General features: G+C 74.6%; 18 protein-coding genes and 1 tRNA gene. 7 read left to right on the forward strand and 12 right to left on the reverse strand.

Annotation, left to right across the window (positions count from 1 at the left end; all coding sequences use genetic code 11):
- Nucleotides 1-70 precede the first annotated feature (70 nt).
- Nucleotides 71-490, reverse strand: a complete 420-nt coding sequence (locus EV189_RS05140; protein ID WP_231116071.1) for a VOC family protein — start codon at nucleotides 488-490, stop codon at nucleotides 71-73.
- Nucleotides 491-568: 78 nt separating this feature from the next.
- On the opposite strand from EV189_RS05140, the gene EV189_RS05145 reads away from it, so the two are divergent.
- Nucleotides 569-970 carry an Imm1 family immunity protein gene (locus EV189_RS05145; RefSeq protein ID WP_130491813.1) on the forward strand — a complete coding sequence of 134 codons (402 nt, stop codon included), beginning with the start codon at nucleotides 569-571 and terminating at the stop codon, nucleotides 968-970.
- A gap of 1 nt (nucleotide 971) precedes the next feature.
- On the opposite strand, the gene EV189_RS05150 is transcribed toward EV189_RS05145, so the two are convergent.
- The 7 genes from EV189_RS05150 to EV189_RS05180 all read right to left on the reverse strand — a co-directional run bounded on the left by EV189_RS05150 (nucleotide 972) and on the right by EV189_RS05180 (nucleotide 7,786).
- Nucleotides 972-2,471: a hypothetical protein gene (locus EV189_RS05150; protein WP_130491814.1), complete on the reverse strand. Its 1,500-nt coding sequence runs from the start codon at nucleotides 2,469-2,471 to the stop codon at nucleotides 972-974.
- Nucleotides 2,472-2,506: 35 nt separating this feature from the next.
- The gene (locus EV189_RS05155; protein ID WP_130491815.1) at nucleotides 2,507-2,824 is read right to left on the reverse strand and encodes a hypothetical protein; all 318 of its coding nucleotides are present in this window, start codon (nucleotides 2,822-2,824) and stop codon (nucleotides 2,507-2,509) included.
- 29 nt (nucleotides 2,825-2,853) lie between these two features.
- Nucleotides 2,854-3,516 carry a maleylpyruvate isomerase N-terminal domain-containing protein gene (locus tag EV189_RS05160; RefSeq protein ID WP_130491816.1) on the reverse strand — a complete coding sequence of 221 codons (663 nt, stop codon included), beginning with the start codon at nucleotides 3,514-3,516 and terminating at the stop codon, nucleotides 2,854-2,856.
- Complete coding sequence (locus EV189_RS05165; protein ID WP_130491817.1) at nucleotides 3,513-5,303, reverse strand: S9 family peptidase; 1,791 nt, start codon at nucleotides 5,301-5,303, stop codon at nucleotides 3,513-3,515. The genes EV189_RS05160 and EV189_RS05165 overlap by 4 nt, the downstream gene beginning before the upstream one ends.
- A 73-nt stretch (nucleotides 5,304-5,376) precedes the next feature.
- Nucleotides 5,377-5,450, reverse strand: a tRNA-Pro gene (locus tag EV189_RS05170).
- A 105-nt stretch (nucleotides 5,451-5,555) separates the two neighbouring features.
- The gene (locus EV189_RS05175) at nucleotides 5,556-6,845 is read right to left on the reverse strand and encodes a DUF4910 domain-containing protein (protein WP_231116072.1); all 1,290 of its coding nucleotides are present in this window, start codon (nucleotides 6,843-6,845) and stop codon (nucleotides 5,556-5,558) included.
- A complete protein-coding gene (locus EV189_RS05180; protein ID WP_130491818.1) occupies nucleotides 6,842-7,786 on the reverse strand; it encodes an NAD-dependent epimerase/dehydratase family protein in 945 nt (314 codons plus the stop codon). Before EV189_RS05180 ends, EV189_RS05175 begins: the two co-directional genes overlap by 4 nt.
- Nucleotides 7,787-8,156: 370 nt before the next feature.
- Here EV189_RS05180 and EV189_RS05185 point away from each other — a divergent pair, with 370 nt between their 5' ends.
- Nucleotides 8,157-9,557 (forward strand): class I SAM-dependent methyltransferase, encoded by a 1,401-nt coding sequence (locus EV189_RS05185; RefSeq protein WP_130491819.1) that lies wholly within the window; start codon nucleotides 8,157-8,159, stop codon nucleotides 9,555-9,557.
- 6 nt (nucleotides 9,558-9,563) lie between these two features.
- On the opposite strand, the gene EV189_RS05190 is transcribed toward EV189_RS05185, so the two are convergent.
- Nucleotides 9,564-10,490 carry a metallophosphoesterase gene (locus tag EV189_RS05190; protein WP_130491820.1) on the reverse strand — a complete coding sequence of 309 codons (927 nt, stop codon included), beginning with the start codon at nucleotides 10,488-10,490 and terminating at the stop codon, nucleotides 9,564-9,566.
- Nucleotides 10,487-12,919 carry a transglycosylase domain-containing protein gene (locus EV189_RS05195; protein ID WP_130491821.1) on the reverse strand — a complete coding sequence of 811 codons (2,433 nt, stop codon included), beginning with the start codon at nucleotides 12,917-12,919 and terminating at the stop codon, nucleotides 10,487-10,489. Before EV189_RS05195 ends, EV189_RS05190 begins: the two co-directional genes overlap by 4 nt.
- Before the next feature lie 302 nt (nucleotides 12,920-13,221).
- Between EV189_RS05195 and EV189_RS05200 the strand changes: the two genes are divergently transcribed.
- The 4 genes from EV189_RS05200 to EV189_RS05215 all read left to right on the forward strand — a co-directional run bounded on the left by EV189_RS05200 (nucleotide 13,222) and on the right by EV189_RS05215 (nucleotide 15,018).
- Nucleotides 13,222-13,593 (forward strand): WhiB family transcriptional regulator, encoded by a 372-nt coding sequence (locus EV189_RS05200; RefSeq protein ID WP_130491822.1) that lies wholly within the window; start codon nucleotides 13,222-13,224, stop codon nucleotides 13,591-13,593.
- Between the two features lie 71 nt (nucleotides 13,594-13,664).
- The gene (locus tag EV189_RS05205; protein WP_130491823.1) at nucleotides 13,665-13,820 is read left to right on the forward strand and encodes a DUF4177 domain-containing protein; all 156 of its coding nucleotides are present in this window, start codon (nucleotides 13,665-13,667) and stop codon (nucleotides 13,818-13,820) included.
- A complete protein-coding gene (locus EV189_RS05210) occupies nucleotides 13,817-14,284 on the forward strand; it encodes a RidA family protein (protein WP_130491824.1) in 468 nt (155 codons plus the stop codon). Before EV189_RS05205 ends, EV189_RS05210 begins: the two co-directional genes overlap by 4 nt.
- 11 nt (nucleotides 14,285-14,295) lie before the next feature.
- Nucleotides 14,296-15,018 carry an MBL fold metallo-hydrolase gene (locus EV189_RS05215; RefSeq protein WP_130491825.1) on the forward strand — a complete coding sequence of 241 codons (723 nt, stop codon included), beginning with the start codon at nucleotides 14,296-14,298 and terminating at the stop codon, nucleotides 15,016-15,018.
- Here the strand turns inward: EV189_RS05215 and EV189_RS05220 are convergent.
- Both EV189_RS05220 and EV189_RS05225 read right to left on the reverse strand, forming a co-directional pair.
- Nucleotides 15,015-15,692 carry a Crp/Fnr family transcriptional regulator gene (locus EV189_RS05220; protein WP_407938113.1) on the reverse strand — a complete coding sequence of 226 codons (678 nt, stop codon included), beginning with the start codon at nucleotides 15,690-15,692 and terminating at the stop codon, nucleotides 15,015-15,017. The two genes, EV189_RS05215 and EV189_RS05220, sit on opposite strands and share 4 nt — an antisense overlap.
- Nucleotides 15,693-15,757: 65 nt before the next feature.
- Nucleotides 15,758-16,273, reverse strand: a complete 516-nt coding sequence (locus tag EV189_RS05225; RefSeq protein ID WP_130491827.1) for an RsiG family protein — start codon at nucleotides 16,271-16,273, stop codon at nucleotides 15,758-15,760.
- 167 nt (nucleotides 16,274-16,440) lie between these two features.
- Here EV189_RS05225 and nth point away from each other — a divergent pair, with 167 nt between their 5' ends.
- The gene (gene nth, locus EV189_RS05230; protein WP_130491828.1) at nucleotides 16,441-17,202 is read left to right on the forward strand and encodes an endonuclease III; all 762 of its coding nucleotides are present in this window, start codon (nucleotides 16,441-16,443) and stop codon (nucleotides 17,200-17,202) included.
- The last annotated feature ends 4 nt before the right edge of the window (nucleotides 17,203-17,206 follow it).

Genomic DNA, 17,206 nt, shown 5'->3' on the forward strand with positions numbered 1-17,206 from the left:
GGCCCTGCGCAGAGCCGCACCCTAGTCGCGTGGACGGCAGTTGCCCAGGCCCACGTCGTCGGGTGGCGGGTCAGCCCTGCAGGACCGAGAACGGGTTGCCCGCCGGGTCGAGGAACCACGCGATGAGCGGGCCGCCGCCGCGGTTGATGCCGCGCTCGTCCTGGTCCATGCCGGGGTAGCGCTCGGGCGTCACCCCCGCCGCCGCCAGCGCGTCGACCGCCGCGGCCACGTCGTCGACGGGGAAGTTCAGCACCGTCGAGGTCGCGGGCTGGTGCCCCGGCTTGGGGTAGACCAGCACGTCGCGGCCGGGCGCGAGGTGCAGCCAGAGCATCCCGTGCTCCACGTCGGTCGGGACGCCGAGCACGCCGGTGTAGAACGCGCGCATGTCCTCGACGTCGCCGGGCCCGCTCGCCGCGCAGGAGAAGCCGCTGAACGCACGGCCGGGATCGAGGGGTCCTGCTGCACCTGGCTGGCCTGTCGTGCTCGTCACTGGAGCCTCCTGCACTCGTGGTCCTTCCCGTCGGACGGTACGGGCCGGCGCGGCTCATCGGTGTGCGACGCTGGCGCCGTGTTCGTGCGGACCGTCGCCTCCGTCTCGCCCTGGATGGGGGCGGTGGAGCTCGCGTGGGAGCCGGACTGGGACGAGGCGACCGTGCGCCAGCTCGTCGACGAGCTCGACGGCGTCGAGCGCACCACGCTCGTCCTGACCGGACCGGACGACGCCCACCTCGCCGTCGGCGGGTCGGCGGCGGCGGGTCTCGTCGTCTACGTCGACTACGACGGCGACGTCTTCGTGCTCGCCGCGGGCCCGGACTCGGACGAGCTGCTCCCCCTCGTCGTCGGCGAGGGGCAGGTGCAGGAGTACCCCCTGCGCTACGTCGTCGCCCCGGACGTCGCCGTGCGTGCCGCCTGGCACTTCGCCCTCACGGGCGACCTCGACGACGCCGTCGAGTGGCACACGCAGGGCTGACCTAGCGTCCCGTCTCGCGGGCCACCCGGGCGAAGCCCTCCTGCTCCAGCGCGGCCAGCGCGCGCGTGGCGACGGGCGCGAGCTGCTCGGCGCGTACGCCCTCGGAGCCGCTCACGTGGACCCAGAGCAGCCAGCCCTCCGCACTGCCCGCCGCCTCCGCGCCGGGCGGGTCCTGCAGGTCCAGCCGCCCGACAGCGCCGGCGGGCAGCCCGGGCAGGTCGGCGGTGGGCCGTGAGGCGTCGCGCTCGGCGAGCCAGTCGCCGACGGCGCGCAACGCCGTGGTCCGCTGCTCCGGCCGCTCGCGGAAGACGTCGACGTCGACGTACACCCGCTGGCCGTCGACCGTGCCGAAGGCGCCGAACGACCACGTCGAGGCCGGCCGCGAGCCCACGAGGTCGGCGTAGTAGTCGCGGGCGGCGCTGGTGTCGTCGTACGACGCGGTGGCGTCCGGCAGCCCGAGCCCGACCAGCGCGGGGACGGTCACGTCGCGTCGGGACGGCGGCGGCTGCAGCAGCTGCACGACGGCGGTGGCCGTGCCGCCGATGACGAGCACGACACCGACGACGAGCAGCAGGCGGCGGCGGCGGCGGGCGAGCACGGCAGCCGCGGGAGCTCCGCGCAGCCCGGCGAACGACAGGGACCACGACGCGCCGCTGACGAGCTGCAGGGACTGCCCGCTCGCCCGCGCGGCGTCGAGGGCCGCGGGCAGGTGCCGCCCGGCCCACCAGGAGAGCCGCGCCGGGGCCGAGCGCGCGCCGACGACCAGCAGCGCGCAGCTGCCCAGTGCCGAGGCCACGCCCGCGAGCAGGAGCAGCGCGACGAGGACCCAGACGTGGCCGCCCACGGCGTACGCGCCGCTGCCCGTGAGGGCGAAGCGCTCGCCGTCGTGCGGCGCGCCGCTCTGCGAGACCACGACGCCTTGCGGCGTGGAGAGGAACCACGTCGTGCTCCGCCCGTGCTCGACGTGGTCGAGGTGGGCGTCCACGCCGATGGTGACGACCTCGCCGTGCCCGTGGTTCGCTTCCCACGCCGGGGCGACCTGGGTCGCCATGACCGCGGCGAAGAGCACGGAGCCGCCGCACCAGAGCACCAGTCCCGGGGGGAGTCGCGTGTCGGGGTCGAGGTAGGCCTGCAGCGCGCTCGCCGCGGGGACCCGGCGCCGCCACAGCCTGGCGTCGCCCTGGTTGCGCAGCCGGACCAGTGGGACGAGCCGCGCCGCGACCTCCGCCTCCGGGCCGGGCAGGAAGCGGGTCAGCCCCTGGGAGAGCAGGGCGAGCACGAGCACCGCGGCGAGGGCGGTGAGCACCGGGTCGGCCCAGTCCCCGGCGAACTCCCACCAGCGCGACCCGCCCGGCGTCCACGCCTGCACGGCGATGACGAGCCCTGCGCACAGCGGCAGCCCCGCGAGGGCGAGCAGGGCGAGCAGGCGCAGCCGTCGCCGCAGCCGGACGAGGAGCACGAGCCGGAGGGCGTCGAGCCCGTGGTCCTCCGCGCTGCGCACGCGCAGATGCTGCCAGAGCCGCAGCTCCCCGGCGGCTAGCGACGCCGGTAGGTCACTCCGACGGCGACGAACGCCGCGACCGCCGCACCCGCCCCGCCCGAGACCGCCCCCAGGAACGGCGTGACGGCGAACAGCGCGAACACCGCCGCCCCGGCGACGACCGCAGCCACGAGCGCCGCGCGGAAGCGGGCGGCGACGCCGGCGCGCACGCCGTCGAGCCGGGACGACGAGCGCGGAGCAGGCGCCGGGTCGGAGCGCCGGGCCGGCTGGCGTTCGGGGGCAGGGCCACCCCGCCCGAGCGTGCGCTCCACGTCCGCGAGCAGGGCCTCGATGTCGTCGTCGTCGCGCGCCACGCGTCCACTGTGCCACCCGCGCGGCCGAGTCAGCTGAACAGCGGCAGCCGGTCCGCGGCAGCGCCCAGCTCCGCGCGGTCGGCGTCGTCGAGCGGGGCGCGGCCGGTCGCCCTCAGGGCGGCGTCGACGTCCGACCAGCGCGCCGGCAGCGGGCCGACGGCGCGGGTGACGACCTCGCGGGTCAGCGCCAGCGAGAGGGGGAGCGGGTGCCGGCGCTGCGGCAGCTCCAGGGTGAGGTCGAGGTGGTGGACCGCGCCCTCGACGGCCAGCGTCGCGGTGAAGTCCTCCACCCGCAGCACGTGGCCCTGCGTGCTGACGCGACCGTCGGGGTCGCGCGCCGCCAGCGCGCGCAGGGCGGCGCCGGACACGTGCGACCAGTGCTGCACGAGCCCCGCCGGCGACGCGTACGCCGCGGCGGAGACCCGCACGAAGCGCGCGTGCGCCCCGCCGTCGTCCGGCTTGCCCTGCTGGTACGCCGTCCAGTAGGTCACCGCGTCGACGTCGGGCTCGTCGTCCGCCGTCGTCGTACAGGCGACGAGCGCGCGCTCGGCGTCGAGGCGCAGGTGCAGCAGCAGGTCCGCGACGCACCAGGACTCGGCGCCGGTCGGCCGCAGCAGGTCGCGCGGCGCGAGGCCGTCGACCGCGGCGGAGGTCGCGGCGTACGCCTCGGCCAGCGCGTCGAGCGCGCTCACGGGACCGGCAGGCCGAGGTGCCGGCAGAGGAACTCGAGCTCGAGGCGCATCTGCTTGACGCGCTCCTCCACGACGAGCGAGCCGTGGCCCGCGTCGTAGCGGTAGAGCTCGTAGGCCTGGCCGCGCGCGTCGAGGGCGGCGAGGTAGTTCTCGATCTGCCGGATGGGGCAGCGCGGGTCGTTCTCGCCGGCGAGCACGAGCAGCGGCGCGGTGACGGCGTCGACGTAGGTGATCGGCGAGGACTCGCGGTAGCGCTCGGGCACCTCGGTCGGCGAGCCGCCGAACAGCGACCGGTCGAAGGCCTTCAGGGGCTCCATCTCGTCCTCGAAGGCCGCGACGTAGTCCGCGACCGGGACGGCGCCGACGCCCGCGGCCCAGAGGTCGGGGTAGCGGCCGAGGGCGAGCAGCGTGAGGTAGCCGCCCCACGACCCGCCCGACACGGCGGTGCGCGCGCCGTCGATCCGGCCGGCCCCGACCAGCGCGTCGCGCACGGCGACGACGTCCTCGAGCTCGGTGGTGCCGACTCGGCCCTCGATGGCGTCGCGCCAGGCCGACCCGTAGCCCGTCGAGCCGCGGTAGTTGACCCGGACGACGGCGATGCCGGCGTCGACGTAGGCCGCGACGTCGGAGGCGAACGAGTCCGCGTCGTGCCAGGTCGGCCCACCGTGGATGAGCACGACCGCGGGGTGCGGACCCTCCCCGGTGGGCGCGGAGAGCAGCGCGTGGACCCGGCCGCCCGGCCCCTCGGCCCAGACGTCCTCGACCGGCACCGACGGGGGGCACGGCGCCCCGGGCGGGGTGAGCACGACCTCCCCGCCGAGCCGGCGCACGACGCCGGGCTCCGCGGCCGAGGACCAGGAGTACTCGACGCCGTCGGGGCGCACGGTCGCCTCGCTCACGACGCCGCGCGGCACGTCGAGGCGCTCGAGGGCGCCGGTGGCGAGCTCGTAGCGGTAGAGCTCGTTGCGCGCGAGGTGCTCGTGCTCCACCAGCAGCGCCCGGCCGTCGAGGTACCACTGCGCGCCGACGTCGCCCGGCAGGTCGAGGACGATCTCGGTGGTGCTGCCGTTCGCGACGTCCCACACGAGCAGCTCGTCGCGCCCGCGTCGCTCGTGCCCGACGAGCAGTCGCGTGTCCCCCATCAGCGGGGCGAAGCCGAGCGGGTGCAGGCCGCGCCCGGGCCCGTCGGAGAGCTCCGCGACCGTGCTCGCGTCGGACACCCGGATGACGCGGAGGTCGGGGTGGCGCGAGTCGCCGTCCTCGCTGTGGCCGATGGTGAGCAGCGTGCCGTCCTCGCTGAGGTCGCCGACGAACGCGCTCTCCTCCGAGGCGTAGACCGTGCGCGGCCGCCGGCCCGGCTGGAGGACGCTGACCTCGGTGCCGTAGTCGTCGTCGGCGCGGCCGACCACCGCGAGGCCGCCGCGACCCAGCACGAGCCCCGCGGAGTACGCCGCTCCCAGCCCCGGCGCCGCGTCCTCGTCCGGGCCGCCCTCGAACGGCTGGCGGCGCCACACGCCGTACTCGTCGCCGTCGGTGTCGTCGAACCACCAGACCGCGTCGCCCTCGGGCGTCAGCGTCCCCTCCGCGGTGCCCTCGGGCCGGTCGGTCACCTGGCGGTGCGTGCCGGCGTCGCGGTCCCACGCGTAGAGCTCGTACGTCCCGGTCGGGTTGGCGAGGTAGAGGCAGCGGGCGGGCGCGTCCTGCGCCCAGTCCGGGAGGGAGACCCGGGCGGCGCGGAACCGCTGCTCCCACAGGGGCAGCGCCGTCAGGTCGGGGGAGTCGGTCACCCGCCCATTGGTAGCAGAGGGCGGGGACAGCAGACGGCCGGGGACCCTGGTGGGTCCCCGGCCGTCTCGCGCGTCGGGGTGGCGGGATTTGAACCCACGACCTCTTCGTCCCGAACGAAGCGCGCTACCAAGCTGCGCCACACCCCGGTGGAGCTCCCCGACGAGCAGAGCAAGGATAGCCCATGCGGAGGTGCGCTCGACCCCTCGTCGTGGGACGGCGACCGCGCCGGCGCGGCACGGGTGCGCGACTCCTCACGCCGGAGGGAGGGCTGGATCGGCCAGCAGGCCGTGCTCGTGCAGCAGGCTCGCGGCGTCGCGCAGGGCGGCGAACTCCAGGCCCGAGCGCTGCGCGACCTCGCGCAGCGGGGTGCTGCCGTCGGCTCCGCTGAGCACCCAGAGCAGCGCGAGCTCCCGTGCCTTGGCGTCGATGGTCGCGCCGATCTGGCGGTACAGCCCCCGGCGTCCGAGCTGGGGCTCGCCGTACGGGCTGGTGCTGCGCCAGCACCTGTCGTGCTCCAGCAGGTCGACGACGCCCTCGAGCACGCCGACCGACGCCGCGAGGCTCGCCCCGTCGATGAACGACAGGTCGTCCAGCGACGTGTGGTACTCGGGGTACTCCGCGTGCGTGGAGCGGCTCAGCCGTCCCACCGGGAGGTCGAACCCGGGCGAGCAGTACTGCCGCTCGTCGTAGCCGTAGGGGTCGAAGGCCCGCACCTCGTGCTCGACGCCCGCCGCCGCCAGCGCCGCGGGCACCACCTCGTCGATCCACCGCCCACCGCGGCGGCTCTGCTTGTAGACGAAGCGGGCCGGGTCGCCCAGCGCGGTCAGCACCATACCGGCGCGTACCCGGTCGGCCGCGTCGCGGTGGCGCGACAGCCAGACGATCGAGCCGATCGTGCCGGGGACGAACACGAACCGGTAGGTGAGCTCGCGCGGTGCGCTGAGCACGTGCTGGGCCAGGGCTGTCGCCGCGACGATGCCGGAGACGTTGTCGTTGGCCTGCAGCGGGTGGCAGATGTGCGTACTGACCAGCACTTCGTCATCGGACCTGCCGGGCACGACGAGCTCGCCGTAGCTGAGCGACCCGGACGTGTGGTGCGTCGTGTCGATGTGCACGCGGTAGTCGCCGTCGGGCAGGTCGCGCACCACGTCGTACGCGAGGCAGAAGCCCCAGCGCTCCGTGTAGTAGGCGGTCCGGTAGGGCACGGCGTGCGGGCGGTCCTCGAGGGTGAACACGTGCTCGAGCAGCTCGTCCCTCGAGACGACACCGTCGTAGGAGACGCTGTAGCCCAGCAGCTGCAGGGGGTTCTCCGCGTAGTCGGCCAGGCGGGTGCCGTCCGGCGCCTCGAGCCAGGCCTCGCGGACCGACCACTCCGCCGGCACCGTCCAGTCGAGGGCGGGGGAGCCCGAGGGGACCTCGACCACGTCGAGGGGGATCCGGCGCCGCACGACCTCCAGCGTCTCGCGCGCACCGGGGCCGGTGATGCTGCGGGGGATCGGGAAGAGCTCCGCGGCCAGGGCCATGAGCTCCTCGGGGGTCACCGCGACACCCGCTCGCCCGCGGCGTGCCCCCGCGGCTCGGGCACGAGCGTGCGCGCCCAGGCGACGGTGCGCTGGAGACCCTCGTGGAGGTCGACCTCGGGCCGCCAGCCGAGGAGCTCCTGCGCAGGAGCCGGATCGGTGGCGACGACCTGCTCCAGCGGGCGCACGTCGACGACGCCGAAGCGCGGCTGCAGCGGTGTGCCGAGGATGCGCACCACGTCGGCCACGAGGTCGGCCACGGTGGTGAGCACGCCGGTCCCGATGTCGATGGTGCGTCCCGGCGCGACGGGTGACTCGCCGGCGGCGCGGTACGCCGCGGCGACGTCGTCGACGAAGACCCAGTCGCACGGGCGCGCACCGCTGCTCAGCTGCGGCTCCTCACCGCGCAGCAGGGAGAGGATGACGTAGGGCACGAGCTTGCGGAGGTCGCGCTGCCCGGGCCCGTAGGTCATGTTGGGGCGCACGGTGACCACGGGCAGGTCGAACAGCGCGGAGTACATCCGCGCGTAGGCGCTCGCGGCCCACTTCGACGCACCGTACGGCGAGGGTGGGACGGGCAGCGCGTCCCCGCCGGCCGGCTCCTCCAGCGCCGAGCCGCTGAGCACCAGCCGTGCGATGCCGAGCCGGTCGACGGCCTCGAGCAGGGAGACCGTGACGAGGAGGTTCTCCACCAGGGTCGGGCGCACGAGCTCGCGCGTACGCGCTCCGTCCACCTTCGCGGCGAGGTGGTGCACCACATGCGGTCGCACCGAGGTCAGCACGCGGTCGAGCGCTGGTGCGTCAGCCAGGTCGCACCGCCACCAGGTGACGGCGTCCTCGGGCGGGTGCTCCTCGCGCGAGACCGCGTGCACGTCGTCGCCCTGCTGCACGAGCTGGGCCACGAGTCGCGACCCGATCATGCCGGTGGCTCCGGTGACCAGGACCGTACGCGGTTCAGCCATGGCACTCCCCGGTCGAGGCCGCGCGGGCAGCCACCTGTCGCAAGACCGGGACCGTCACGGCACGTCCCGACAGCGAGATCGTAGGTGCCGCAGCGGATCTTCCGGGTGGGTTTGCACGGAAAGCCACCCCGCAACGGCCGTTTCGGTGAACTCCGTGACAGCGGTGCTCGTGGGGTGCTCTACTCGGACCAGATGCCCGGGGGGAGGGCTGAGTCGGGACACCGCCTGGTCCCGCGCGCGTGACGACGGTGTCCGCGGCCTGCGCCGATCGCCGTACGGCGTGCAGGATCCGCCTCTCGTCATCTGTGCGTGCTGCTCCCCGCGTCCGCGGTCGTGGACGTGCCTGGATGACGAGGAAGGCTGATCCGACGTGACGACTCCGCCAGCCTGCGACCCCTGCCGGTCCTGCGGTGGCACCACCAGTGTGAGGCCCTTCCTCGATCTCGGGCTCTCCCCGGTAGCCAACACCCTCGTGCGCGACGCGCAGCAGAGCCGCGAGCTGCCGCAGTTCCCGCTGGTCGTCGGCTTCTGCGAGTCGTGCGCCCTGGTGCAGCTCACGCAGACGAGCCCCGACATCGAGCTGTTCGACGCGGAGTACCCCTACTTCTCGTCGTTCAGCGACGAGCTGCTGCGCCACAGCAAGGAGCACGTCGACCTGCTGCTCGCGGAGCACTCCCTCGACGAGCGGTCCCTCGTGGTCGAGGTGGCGAGCAATGACGGATACCTGCTGCGCGGCTTCGCGGGCACCGGAGTGCGCGTGGTCGGCGTCGAGCCCACCCCCGAGCCCGCCGCGGCTGCGCGCGCGATCGGCATCCCGACAGTGGAGGCGTTCTTCGGCGTGCAGACCGCCGAGCAGCTGGTCGCCGAGCACGGGAACGCCGACGTCGTCATCGCGAAGAACGTCATGGCACATGTGCCCGAGCTCAACGACTTCGTGGCCGGGCTCGCCGTGCTCGTGTCCGACACCGGCACGGTCGAGATCGAGAACCCCGGGGTGCGCTACCTCGTCGACAGCACCGAGTTCGACACCGTCTACCACGAGCACTTCTGCTACTTCTCGACGATCGCCGTGCAGGCTCTCCTGCTGCGCCACGGGCTGCACCTCAACGACGTCGTGGTCTTCCCCGACCTGCACGGCGGCACGCTGCGCTGGGTCGGCTCGCGCACGCCCGGGCTCACCGAGCGCGCTGCGCGGGTGCTGCAGGAGGAGCGGGAGGCCGGGCTGGACTCCTTCGCCTACTACGCGGACTTCAGTGCACGCGTGCAGGCGCTGGCCACGGACCTGCGCCGGATGCTGGAGGAGGCGCGGGCCCAGGGGGCTCGCGTCGCGGCGTACGGCGCGGCCGCGAAGGGCGTGACACTGCTGAGCTTCTGCGGCATCGGCGACGACATGATCGAGTTCGTCGTCGACCGCAACCCGCACAAGATCGGCAAGTTCATGCCGGGGACGGGCATCCCCATCCTGCCCGTGGAGGCCCTCAGCGAGCGCCACCCCGACGTCGCTCTCGTCCTCGCGTGGAACTTCGCCACGGAGATCGTCGCGCAGCAGGCGGAGTTCCGCCAGCAGGGTGGCCGTTTCCTCGTCCCGATCCCTGCGCCCCGCTACGTCGGGGGCGAGGCCCACGTCCCGGCTCCCTCGTCGTCGACGCGCCTGTTCTCGGGCGACAGCGCCCGGGTGCATGCCGTGATCGCCAGTCTCGTCGTCCTGGGCTCGCGCTCCACCGAGGTCGTGCGCTGGGCACCGCACCTGCGAGCGGCCCTGCGGGGCTGAACCGGCTCAGCCCAGCGGCTCCTGCGCGGTCAGCGTCAGCAGCGTCGCCTCCGGCGGGCAGGCGAACCGGAACCGGACGTACGGCGAGGTGCCGAGCCCGGCGGACACGTGCAGCCGGGCGCTGCCCCAGCGGCTGAGCCCGCGCGCCTGGGACTTCGGCAGGTCGCAGTTCGCGACGAGCGCGGCCGGCGAGAACGGGATGCGCAGCTGCCCGCCGTGGGTGTGCCCGGCGAGGATGAGCCCGGCCCCGTCGTGCGCCATCGCGTCGAGCACCCGCTGGTACGGCGCGTGCGCCACCCCGAGCGTGAGGTCGGCCGACGGGTCGGCGGGGCCGGCGACGTCGGCGTAGCGGTCCCTGTTGATGTGCGGGTCGTCGACGCCGACGAGCTCGAGGTCGCGTCCGTCCACCCGCAGCCGGCCGCGGGCGTTGGTGAGGTCCACCCAGCCCGCGGCGGTGAGCCCGGTGCGTAGGTCCTCCGTCGGCAGCGGCTCGCCCTTCCACTCCTCGCCGGGCTTCAGGTCGTGCGCGCTGCCGGTGGTGTGGAAGTAGGCGAAGGGGTTGCGCGGCGTCGGGGCGAAGTAGTCGTTGGAGCCCATGACGAACGCGCCCGGCAGCTCGAGCAGCGGGCCGAGCGCGTCGAGCACGGCGGGGATCGAGCGCGCTCCCGCGAGGTTGTCACCCGTGTCGATGACGACGTCCGGCTCGAGCCCCGCCAGGTGCTGCACCCACGCGATCTTCTTGCGCTGCTGCGGCAGCAGGTGCAGGTCGGAGAGGTGGAGCAGCCTCAGGGGGCGCTGCCCGGCCGGCAGGACGGGCACCGTGACGCGGCGCAGGCGGTAGGAGCGCGCCTCCACCGCGGAGTACGCGAGTCCTGCTCCCGCGCAGGCGCCGAGGCCCAGTCCCCCGCGGAGGACGCGCCGAGCCGCCGTCACCGACCGGCGCCCGGCGAGGGCTTGGGGTTCGGTCCGCCCGTCGCGCCCGGCTTCGGGGTGCTGCCGCCGCTGCCGCCCTTGCCCGGCTTGCTCGGCGTCGCCGGCGACGTCGTGCCCGGGGAGGGCGACGGGTCCGAACCGCTGCCGCCCTTGCCGTCACCCTTGCCCGAGCCCTTGCCCGACCCGCAGCTCGTCGTCAGGTCGCCGATGCTCTTGATCGAGGTCGTGGTGCAGCCGCTGCCGCCGAAGCCGTTGGCCGCGGTGAAGCTCGGCGCGTAGGAGCCGCCGAGGAAGAACCTGCCCAGTGGTGCCTTGAAGTTGCTGTCGGGCAGCTTCGCCGCCTCGATCGCGGCACCCACGGTGTCGTGCCACATCGGCGCCGGGAGGTTCATGCCGCGCACCTCGCCGTAGGTCGTGCCGCCGATCTTCTTGCCCGACAGGCGGTAGCCGCCCTTCGGGGGACTCGGGTCCCAGACGGTCGCCGAGCCGACGAGGCTCGCGGTGTAGCCCATGAACCACGCCTGCTGGCGGCCCTGCGTGGTGCCGGTCTTGCCGGCGACGTCCTGGCCGGGGATGGAGGCGAGCCTGCCCGAGCCGCCGGTGACGACGCCGCGCAGCAGGTAGTTCATGGCGTCCGCGACCTCGGGGTCGAGGACCTGCTTGCAGGCCGGCTTCCCCTTGGTCAGGTCGAACGGGTTGCCCTTGCGGTCGGTCACCTTGAGGAAGGGGTAGGCCGGGCAGAACTTCCCGCGGGCCGGGAACGTCGCGTACGCCGCGGCGAGGTCGAGCGGCGCGATGTTGTTGGTGCCGAGGGTGAACGACTGGATCTGCTGCAGCGGCTCGGCGTCCGGCGTGTCCGCGCGGAAGACGCCCATCTGCTGCGCCAGCGTCGCGGGGCCGCAGAGCCCGACCTTCTGCTGCAGCTGGATGAAGTACGTGTTGATGGAGTTCTGCGTAGCCGTGCGCAGGTCGAACGTCCCCTGCTCGCTGAGGCTCTCGTTGCCGGGGAACTTGCCGTTCTGGCCGTAGCCCGTGGCGTAGCCCGGCTTGCCGTCCACGCAGGTCTTCATCGGCTTGACCGACTTGAGCACGGCCGGCGAGTAGATCTTGTAGCCGAAGCCGACGCCCAGCTCCTTGAGGTGGCTCAGCGCGTAGGCCGCGACGAAGGCCTTGAAGGTCGACCCGGCCTGCGTGCCGATCGATCCCGAGAGCCGGTGGTTGAGCGCGAGGTTGACCTTGGTCGCGGTGTCCTGCTTGTTCTTGTCCCCGTAGGCCTTGCTGATGACGATGCCGCGGACGTAGCCCGTGCCCGGCTCGACCATCGTCACGACGCCGGCGGCCTGGTCGGTCGGGTAGACCCACTTGGCCATGCCGGTCTGCGCGGCCTCCTGCATCGTCGGGTCGAGCGTGGTGACGATGGTGAGCCCGCTCGTGTAGAGCCGCCGCTGGCGCTGGGCCAGCGTGGCGCCGAACGTCGTGTCCTGCAGGAAGTAGCGCTTGGCGTAGTCGCAGAACCACGCGAACTCCGGCTTGGCCGCCTCGCACTCCTGCTTGGGCACGCGCTGGTGGAGGTCGAGGCTCACCGGCCGCTTCTTCGCCCGGTCGGCCTGCGCCTGCGTGAGGTACTTCGGCACCATGCTCTGCAGCACGACGTTGCGCCGCGCCTCGGCGGCCGCCGGGTGCTTGATGGGGTCGGTCGCGTTGGGCCGCTGCACCAGGCCGGCGAGCAGCGCGGCCTGGGTGATGCTGAGGTCCACCGCGTTGACGCGGAAGTAGCGCTGCGCCGCCGCCTGCACGCCGTACGCCCCGGCGCCGTAGTAGGCGATGTTGAGGTAGCTCGTGAGGATCTGCTGCTTGGACTGCGTGTTGTCGAGCGTGATCGCCAGGCGCAGCTCGCGCAGCTTGCGGTCCACGGTCTCGGCGGTCGCCGCCTGCTCGGCCTTGTCGTCGCCGCGCTGCTGGGCCGCGTAGACCAGGGCGAGCTTCACGTACTGCTGCTCGAGGGTCGAGGCGCCCTGCGTGCCGCCGCCGGAGGCGTTGTTGACCAGCGCGCGGAGCATGCCCCGCAGGTCCGCGCCGCCGTGCTCGAAGAAGCGGTTGTCCTCGATGGAGACCTGCGCCTTCCACATCCAGGGCGAGATCTTGGCGTAGGGGACGATCTGCCGGTCCTGGGTGAAGAACTTCGCGATCAGCGTCTTGCCGTCGTCGGCGTACATCGTCGTCGAGGCGGGCGGCGTGCTCACCGTGAAGTCCGAGGGCAGGTCCTCGAACTGCTGCGCGCCGGTCCGGGCGGCGAAGCCCGCGGCGCCGGCCAGCGGCAGCGCCAGCCCGGCCAGGAGGACGCCGGACACGGCGCTCAGCACGACGAGGACGACGAGGCGGCGCACGAGGCTGGTCCCCTGGACCAGCCCCTGCCAGAGGGCGGACATGCAGCCAGGGTACGGTGCCCGCCTGGGCGCCCCCGGGACGCGCGCGAGCGCCGGGCGAGCAGGACCCGGCGAGCGTCCCGGCAGAGCTCCCGAGAGGGGTCCCGAGCGGGTCCGGCAGGGGTCCGACGGAGGTCCCGGCAGGGGCCCGACCAGGCAGGACCGCCCGGGCGGCGTAGTCAGATCGGACTACGGGCGAACTGTCCGTTTCGGGGATGCCGGGGGTCCTGTCCCGTTCCGTACCGTCGACGCAACGGACGGCCGCGAGGGGGAATCGCGGCGGGCCGGGTCGGACGGAGGACGACATGGGCAACACCACCATCGCGCTGGGCGCCGCCACGAGCGAGGCGTCGGCGTGGGACCGCGACTGGGCCTCGCGCGGCGCGTGCCGCAACAGCGACCCCGACGCCCTCTTCGTCCAGGGGGCGGCGCAGAACCGCGCCAAGCTCGTCTGCGGGGGCTGCCCCGTGCGCACCGAGTGCCTCGCGGAGGCCCTCGACAACCGCACGGAGTTCGGCGTCTGGGGCGGCATGACCGAGCGCGAGCGCCGCGCGCTGCTCCGCCGGCGCCCGGACGTCGAGTCCTGGACGGCCTACCTGCAGGACGCCAAGCGCGACTTCGAGACCGCCACCCGCAAGCCGGGCAGCGCGGTGCTCCCCGCCCAGCGCGGCGCCTGACCCCCGCTCTCCCGCCGGCCGGCGGCACTGCTCCTGCTCGCGCCGCGCGCCCGCGCCGCTAGGGTTCGGGCATGGCCAAGTGGGAGTACGCGACCGTGCCGCTGCTGACGCACGCGACCAAGCAGATCCTCGACACGTGGGGCGAGGACGGCTGGGAGCTCGTCCAGGTCGTGCCCGCCCCGGGGGGTGGCGAGCAGCTCGTCGCGTACCTCAAGCGCGAGAAGTGACGAGCGCGACCGAGCGCCTCGCCGCCCTCGGGCTGCAGCTGCCGGCCGTGCCGGCGCCCGCCGGCGCGTACGTCCCGGCGGTGCGGACGGGCGACCTCGTGTTCACGGCGGGGCAGATCCCGCTGGTCGACGGCGCGGTCGCGGCCACGGGCAAGGTCGGTGCCGGCGTCGAGCCGGAGCGGGCCCGCGAGCTCGCCCGCACGTGCGCCCTCAACGCGCTCGCGGCCGTCGCCGCCGAGGTCGGGTCGCTCGACCGCGTGGTCCGGGTGGTGAAGCTCGTCGGCTTCGTCGCCTCCGACCCCGCGTTCACCGGCCAGCCGGGCGTCGTCGACGGCGCCAGCGAGCTCCTCGGCCAGGTCTTCGGCGACGCGGGGCGCCACGCGCGCTCGGCCGTCGGGGTGGCGAGCCTGCCGCGCGATGTCCCGGTCGAGGTGGAGCTCGTCGTCGAGGTCGCGCCGGGCTGAGCAGGTCGAGCATGACCCCCCTGCCGCCCGGCGTGCGCCTCCAGCTGGCCCCCAACCCCGGGCCGATGACGCTCGAGGGCACGTGCACCTGGCTGCTCGACGCCCCCGGGGGCCCGGTCGTCGTCGACCCCGGGCCCGACGACGAGGCGCACCTCGCCGCCCTCGCCGCAGCCGGACCGGCGCTCGTCGTCCTCACCCACCGCCACGCCGACCACGCCGCCGGTGCGGCCCGGCTGCACGCGCTCACCGGGGCGCCCGTGCGCGCCGCCGACCCTGCGCTCTGCCGTGGCGCCACGCCGCTGGTCGACGGTGAGGAGCTCCCCGGCGGCGCCGCCGTGCTCGCCGCGCCCGGCCACACCAGCGACTCCGTCTGCCTCGTGCTGCCGGGCGCCGTGCTCACCGGCGACACCGTGCTGGGGCGCGGGACGACCGTCATCGACGCGCCCGACGGGCGGCTGGGGGCGTACCTCGCGACGCTCGAGCGGCTGGCCGCGCTCGGCGAGCGCACCGTGCTCCCCGGCCACGGGCCGGTCCTGCCGAGCGTGGCCGCTGCTGCGCGCCGGCTGCACGAGCACCGGCTCGCCCGGGTGGCGGAGGTGCGCGCCGCGCTCGACGCGGGCGCGCGCACGCCCGAGGAGGTCGTGGTCCGGGTCTATCCGGGGCTCGCGCCGGAGCTGGTGCGCCCGGCGCTGCTCTCGACGGCGGCGGCCGTCGCGTACCTCGAGAGGTTCTAGCCCGCCCGCCGCGCCAGGCGGTCGATGTCGAGCAGGACGACGGCGCGGGCCTCGTGGCGCAGCCAGCCGCGCTGCTGGAAGTCGGCGAGCGCCTTGTTGACGGTCTCCCGGGAGGCGCCGACGAGCTGCGCGAGCTCCTCCTGCGTGAGGTCGTGCGTGACGTGGACGCCCTGGTCGCTCGGCACGCCGAACCGGCGGGCGAGGTCGAGCAGCGCCTTGGCCACCCGTCCGGGGACGTCGCGGAAGACGAGGTCGGAGAGCGTGTCGTTGGTGCGCCGCAGCCGCCGGGCCAGCGCGCGCAGCATGGCGACGCCCACCTCCGGGCGCCGGCGGATCCACGGGTCGAGGTCGTCGTGGCCGAGGCCGATGAGCGTCGTCGCCGTCACGGCGGTGGCGGTCGCGGTGCGCGGGCCCGGGTCGAACAGCGACAGCTCGCCGAACATCTCGCCCGGGCCGAGGATGCCCTGGAGGTTCTCGCGGCCGTCGGGGGAGGTCCGCCCGAGCTTGATCTTGCCGTCGGTCACGACGTAGAGGCGGTCGCCCGCGTCGCCCTCCGCGAAGAGGACCTCCCCGCGGACGAGGGTCACCTCCACCATCGCGGCGCGCAGCTCGGCGACGGCCTCGTCGTCCAGGGCTGCGAACAGGGGGGCCTGGCGTACGTGGTCGGAGACCACCGCTCCGTCGCTGCTGCTCACCCGTGAAGTCTGCCCCATCCGGGTCGTGTCGAGCCCCCCGGACGCTAGACCGGCAGCGCCACCAGGCAGAGCCGCGGGTCGGCGGCGTAGCGCGCGACGAGGTCGCGGGTCGCGAGGTCGATCCGCTCGTGCAGCCGGCGGCGGTACGCCGAGAGCTGCTCGTCCATCTCGACCAGCGTGGCCAGCAGCGCCGAGCGGGCGCCCTCGTCCTCGGGGTCGACCGCGGACCACACGGCCTCGAGGCCGGGGAGGGGCGGGAGCAGCGAGCTGCCGTCCGCGGTGAGGAACGCGGTGCGCCCCGGCACCACCTGCTGGGAGCTCAGCACCTCCTGCAGCCGGGCGACGGGGAGGTCGCGCGACTGGCGCAGGACGTCGGCGCGCGCCTGGACGAGCCGGCGCCAGTACGACACGCGACCCTCCTCGTCGCCCAGCTCGGTGCGCATGGCCCGCAGCTCGCCCAGGGCGAGGTGGGCGAGCTCCGGGACGCGGTCCGGCAGCGGCCGCGGGCCCCGTCGCACGGGCGGGAGGCCCGCAGCGGCAGGGGGCAGCTCGTCGGTCACCGGAGTCATCTCGCGCTCTCTCGCAGGGGGGCGACCCGGCCCGTACGGGCAGGTCGTGCAGCGATGGGGGGATCGTCGGGGGTCCCGGAGCGCTTGAGACCAGGGCGGAGGAGGTCACCCGTACGGCGTCGGGGAGCGCTGTCGGCGTCGCCCCGTAGGCTGACGGCGTGCCGTCGGCTGCCCCCTCCTCCGCGCCCCCGAGGACCGCCCCGCCCGTGGCCCTCGTGCGCCGGGCGCGCAAGATCGACCGCCTGCTCGCGGAGCGCTACCCCGACGCGCACTGCGAGCTCGACTTCACCAGCCCGCTGGAGCTGCTGGTCGCCACGGTGCTCTCCGCGCAGACGACCGACGTGCGGGTCAACATGGTGACCCCGACGCTGTTCGCGCGGTACCCGACGGCGCGCGACCTCGCGGGCGCCGACCGCGCGGAGCTCGAGGGCATCATCCAGTCCACCGGCTTCTTCCGGCAGAAGGCGCAGTCCGTGCTGGGGCTCGCGCAGGCGCTGGTGGAGCGCTACGACGGCGAGGTGCCGGCGCGCCTCGAGGACCTCGTGACGCTGCCCGGCGTCGGGCGCAAGACCGCCAACGTCGTGCTGGGCAACGCGTTCGGCATCCCGGGGATCACCGTGGACACGCACGTCGGGCGGCTGTCCCGGCGCTTCGGCTGGACCGAGTCGGAGGACCCGGTCGTCGTCGAGGCCGAGGTCGGGGCGCTGTTCGAGAAGCGCGGGTGGACCATGCTCAGCCACCGGCTGATCTTCCACGGCCGGCGCACCTGCCACGCGAAGAAGCCGGCGTGCGGGGCGTGCCCGGTCGCGCGGCTCTGCCCGGCGTACGGCACCGGGGAGACCGACTCCGAGCGCGCCGCGAAGCTGGTCAAGGACCGGGTGCCCGCCGACCCGGCAGCGCCGCTCGGCACGCTGGCCTGAGGCG

Source organism: Motilibacter rhizosphaerae, from assembly GCF_004216915.1.
GTDB lineage: Bacteria > Actinomycetota > Actinomycetes > Motilibacterales > Motilibacteraceae > Motilibacter > Motilibacter rhizosphaerae.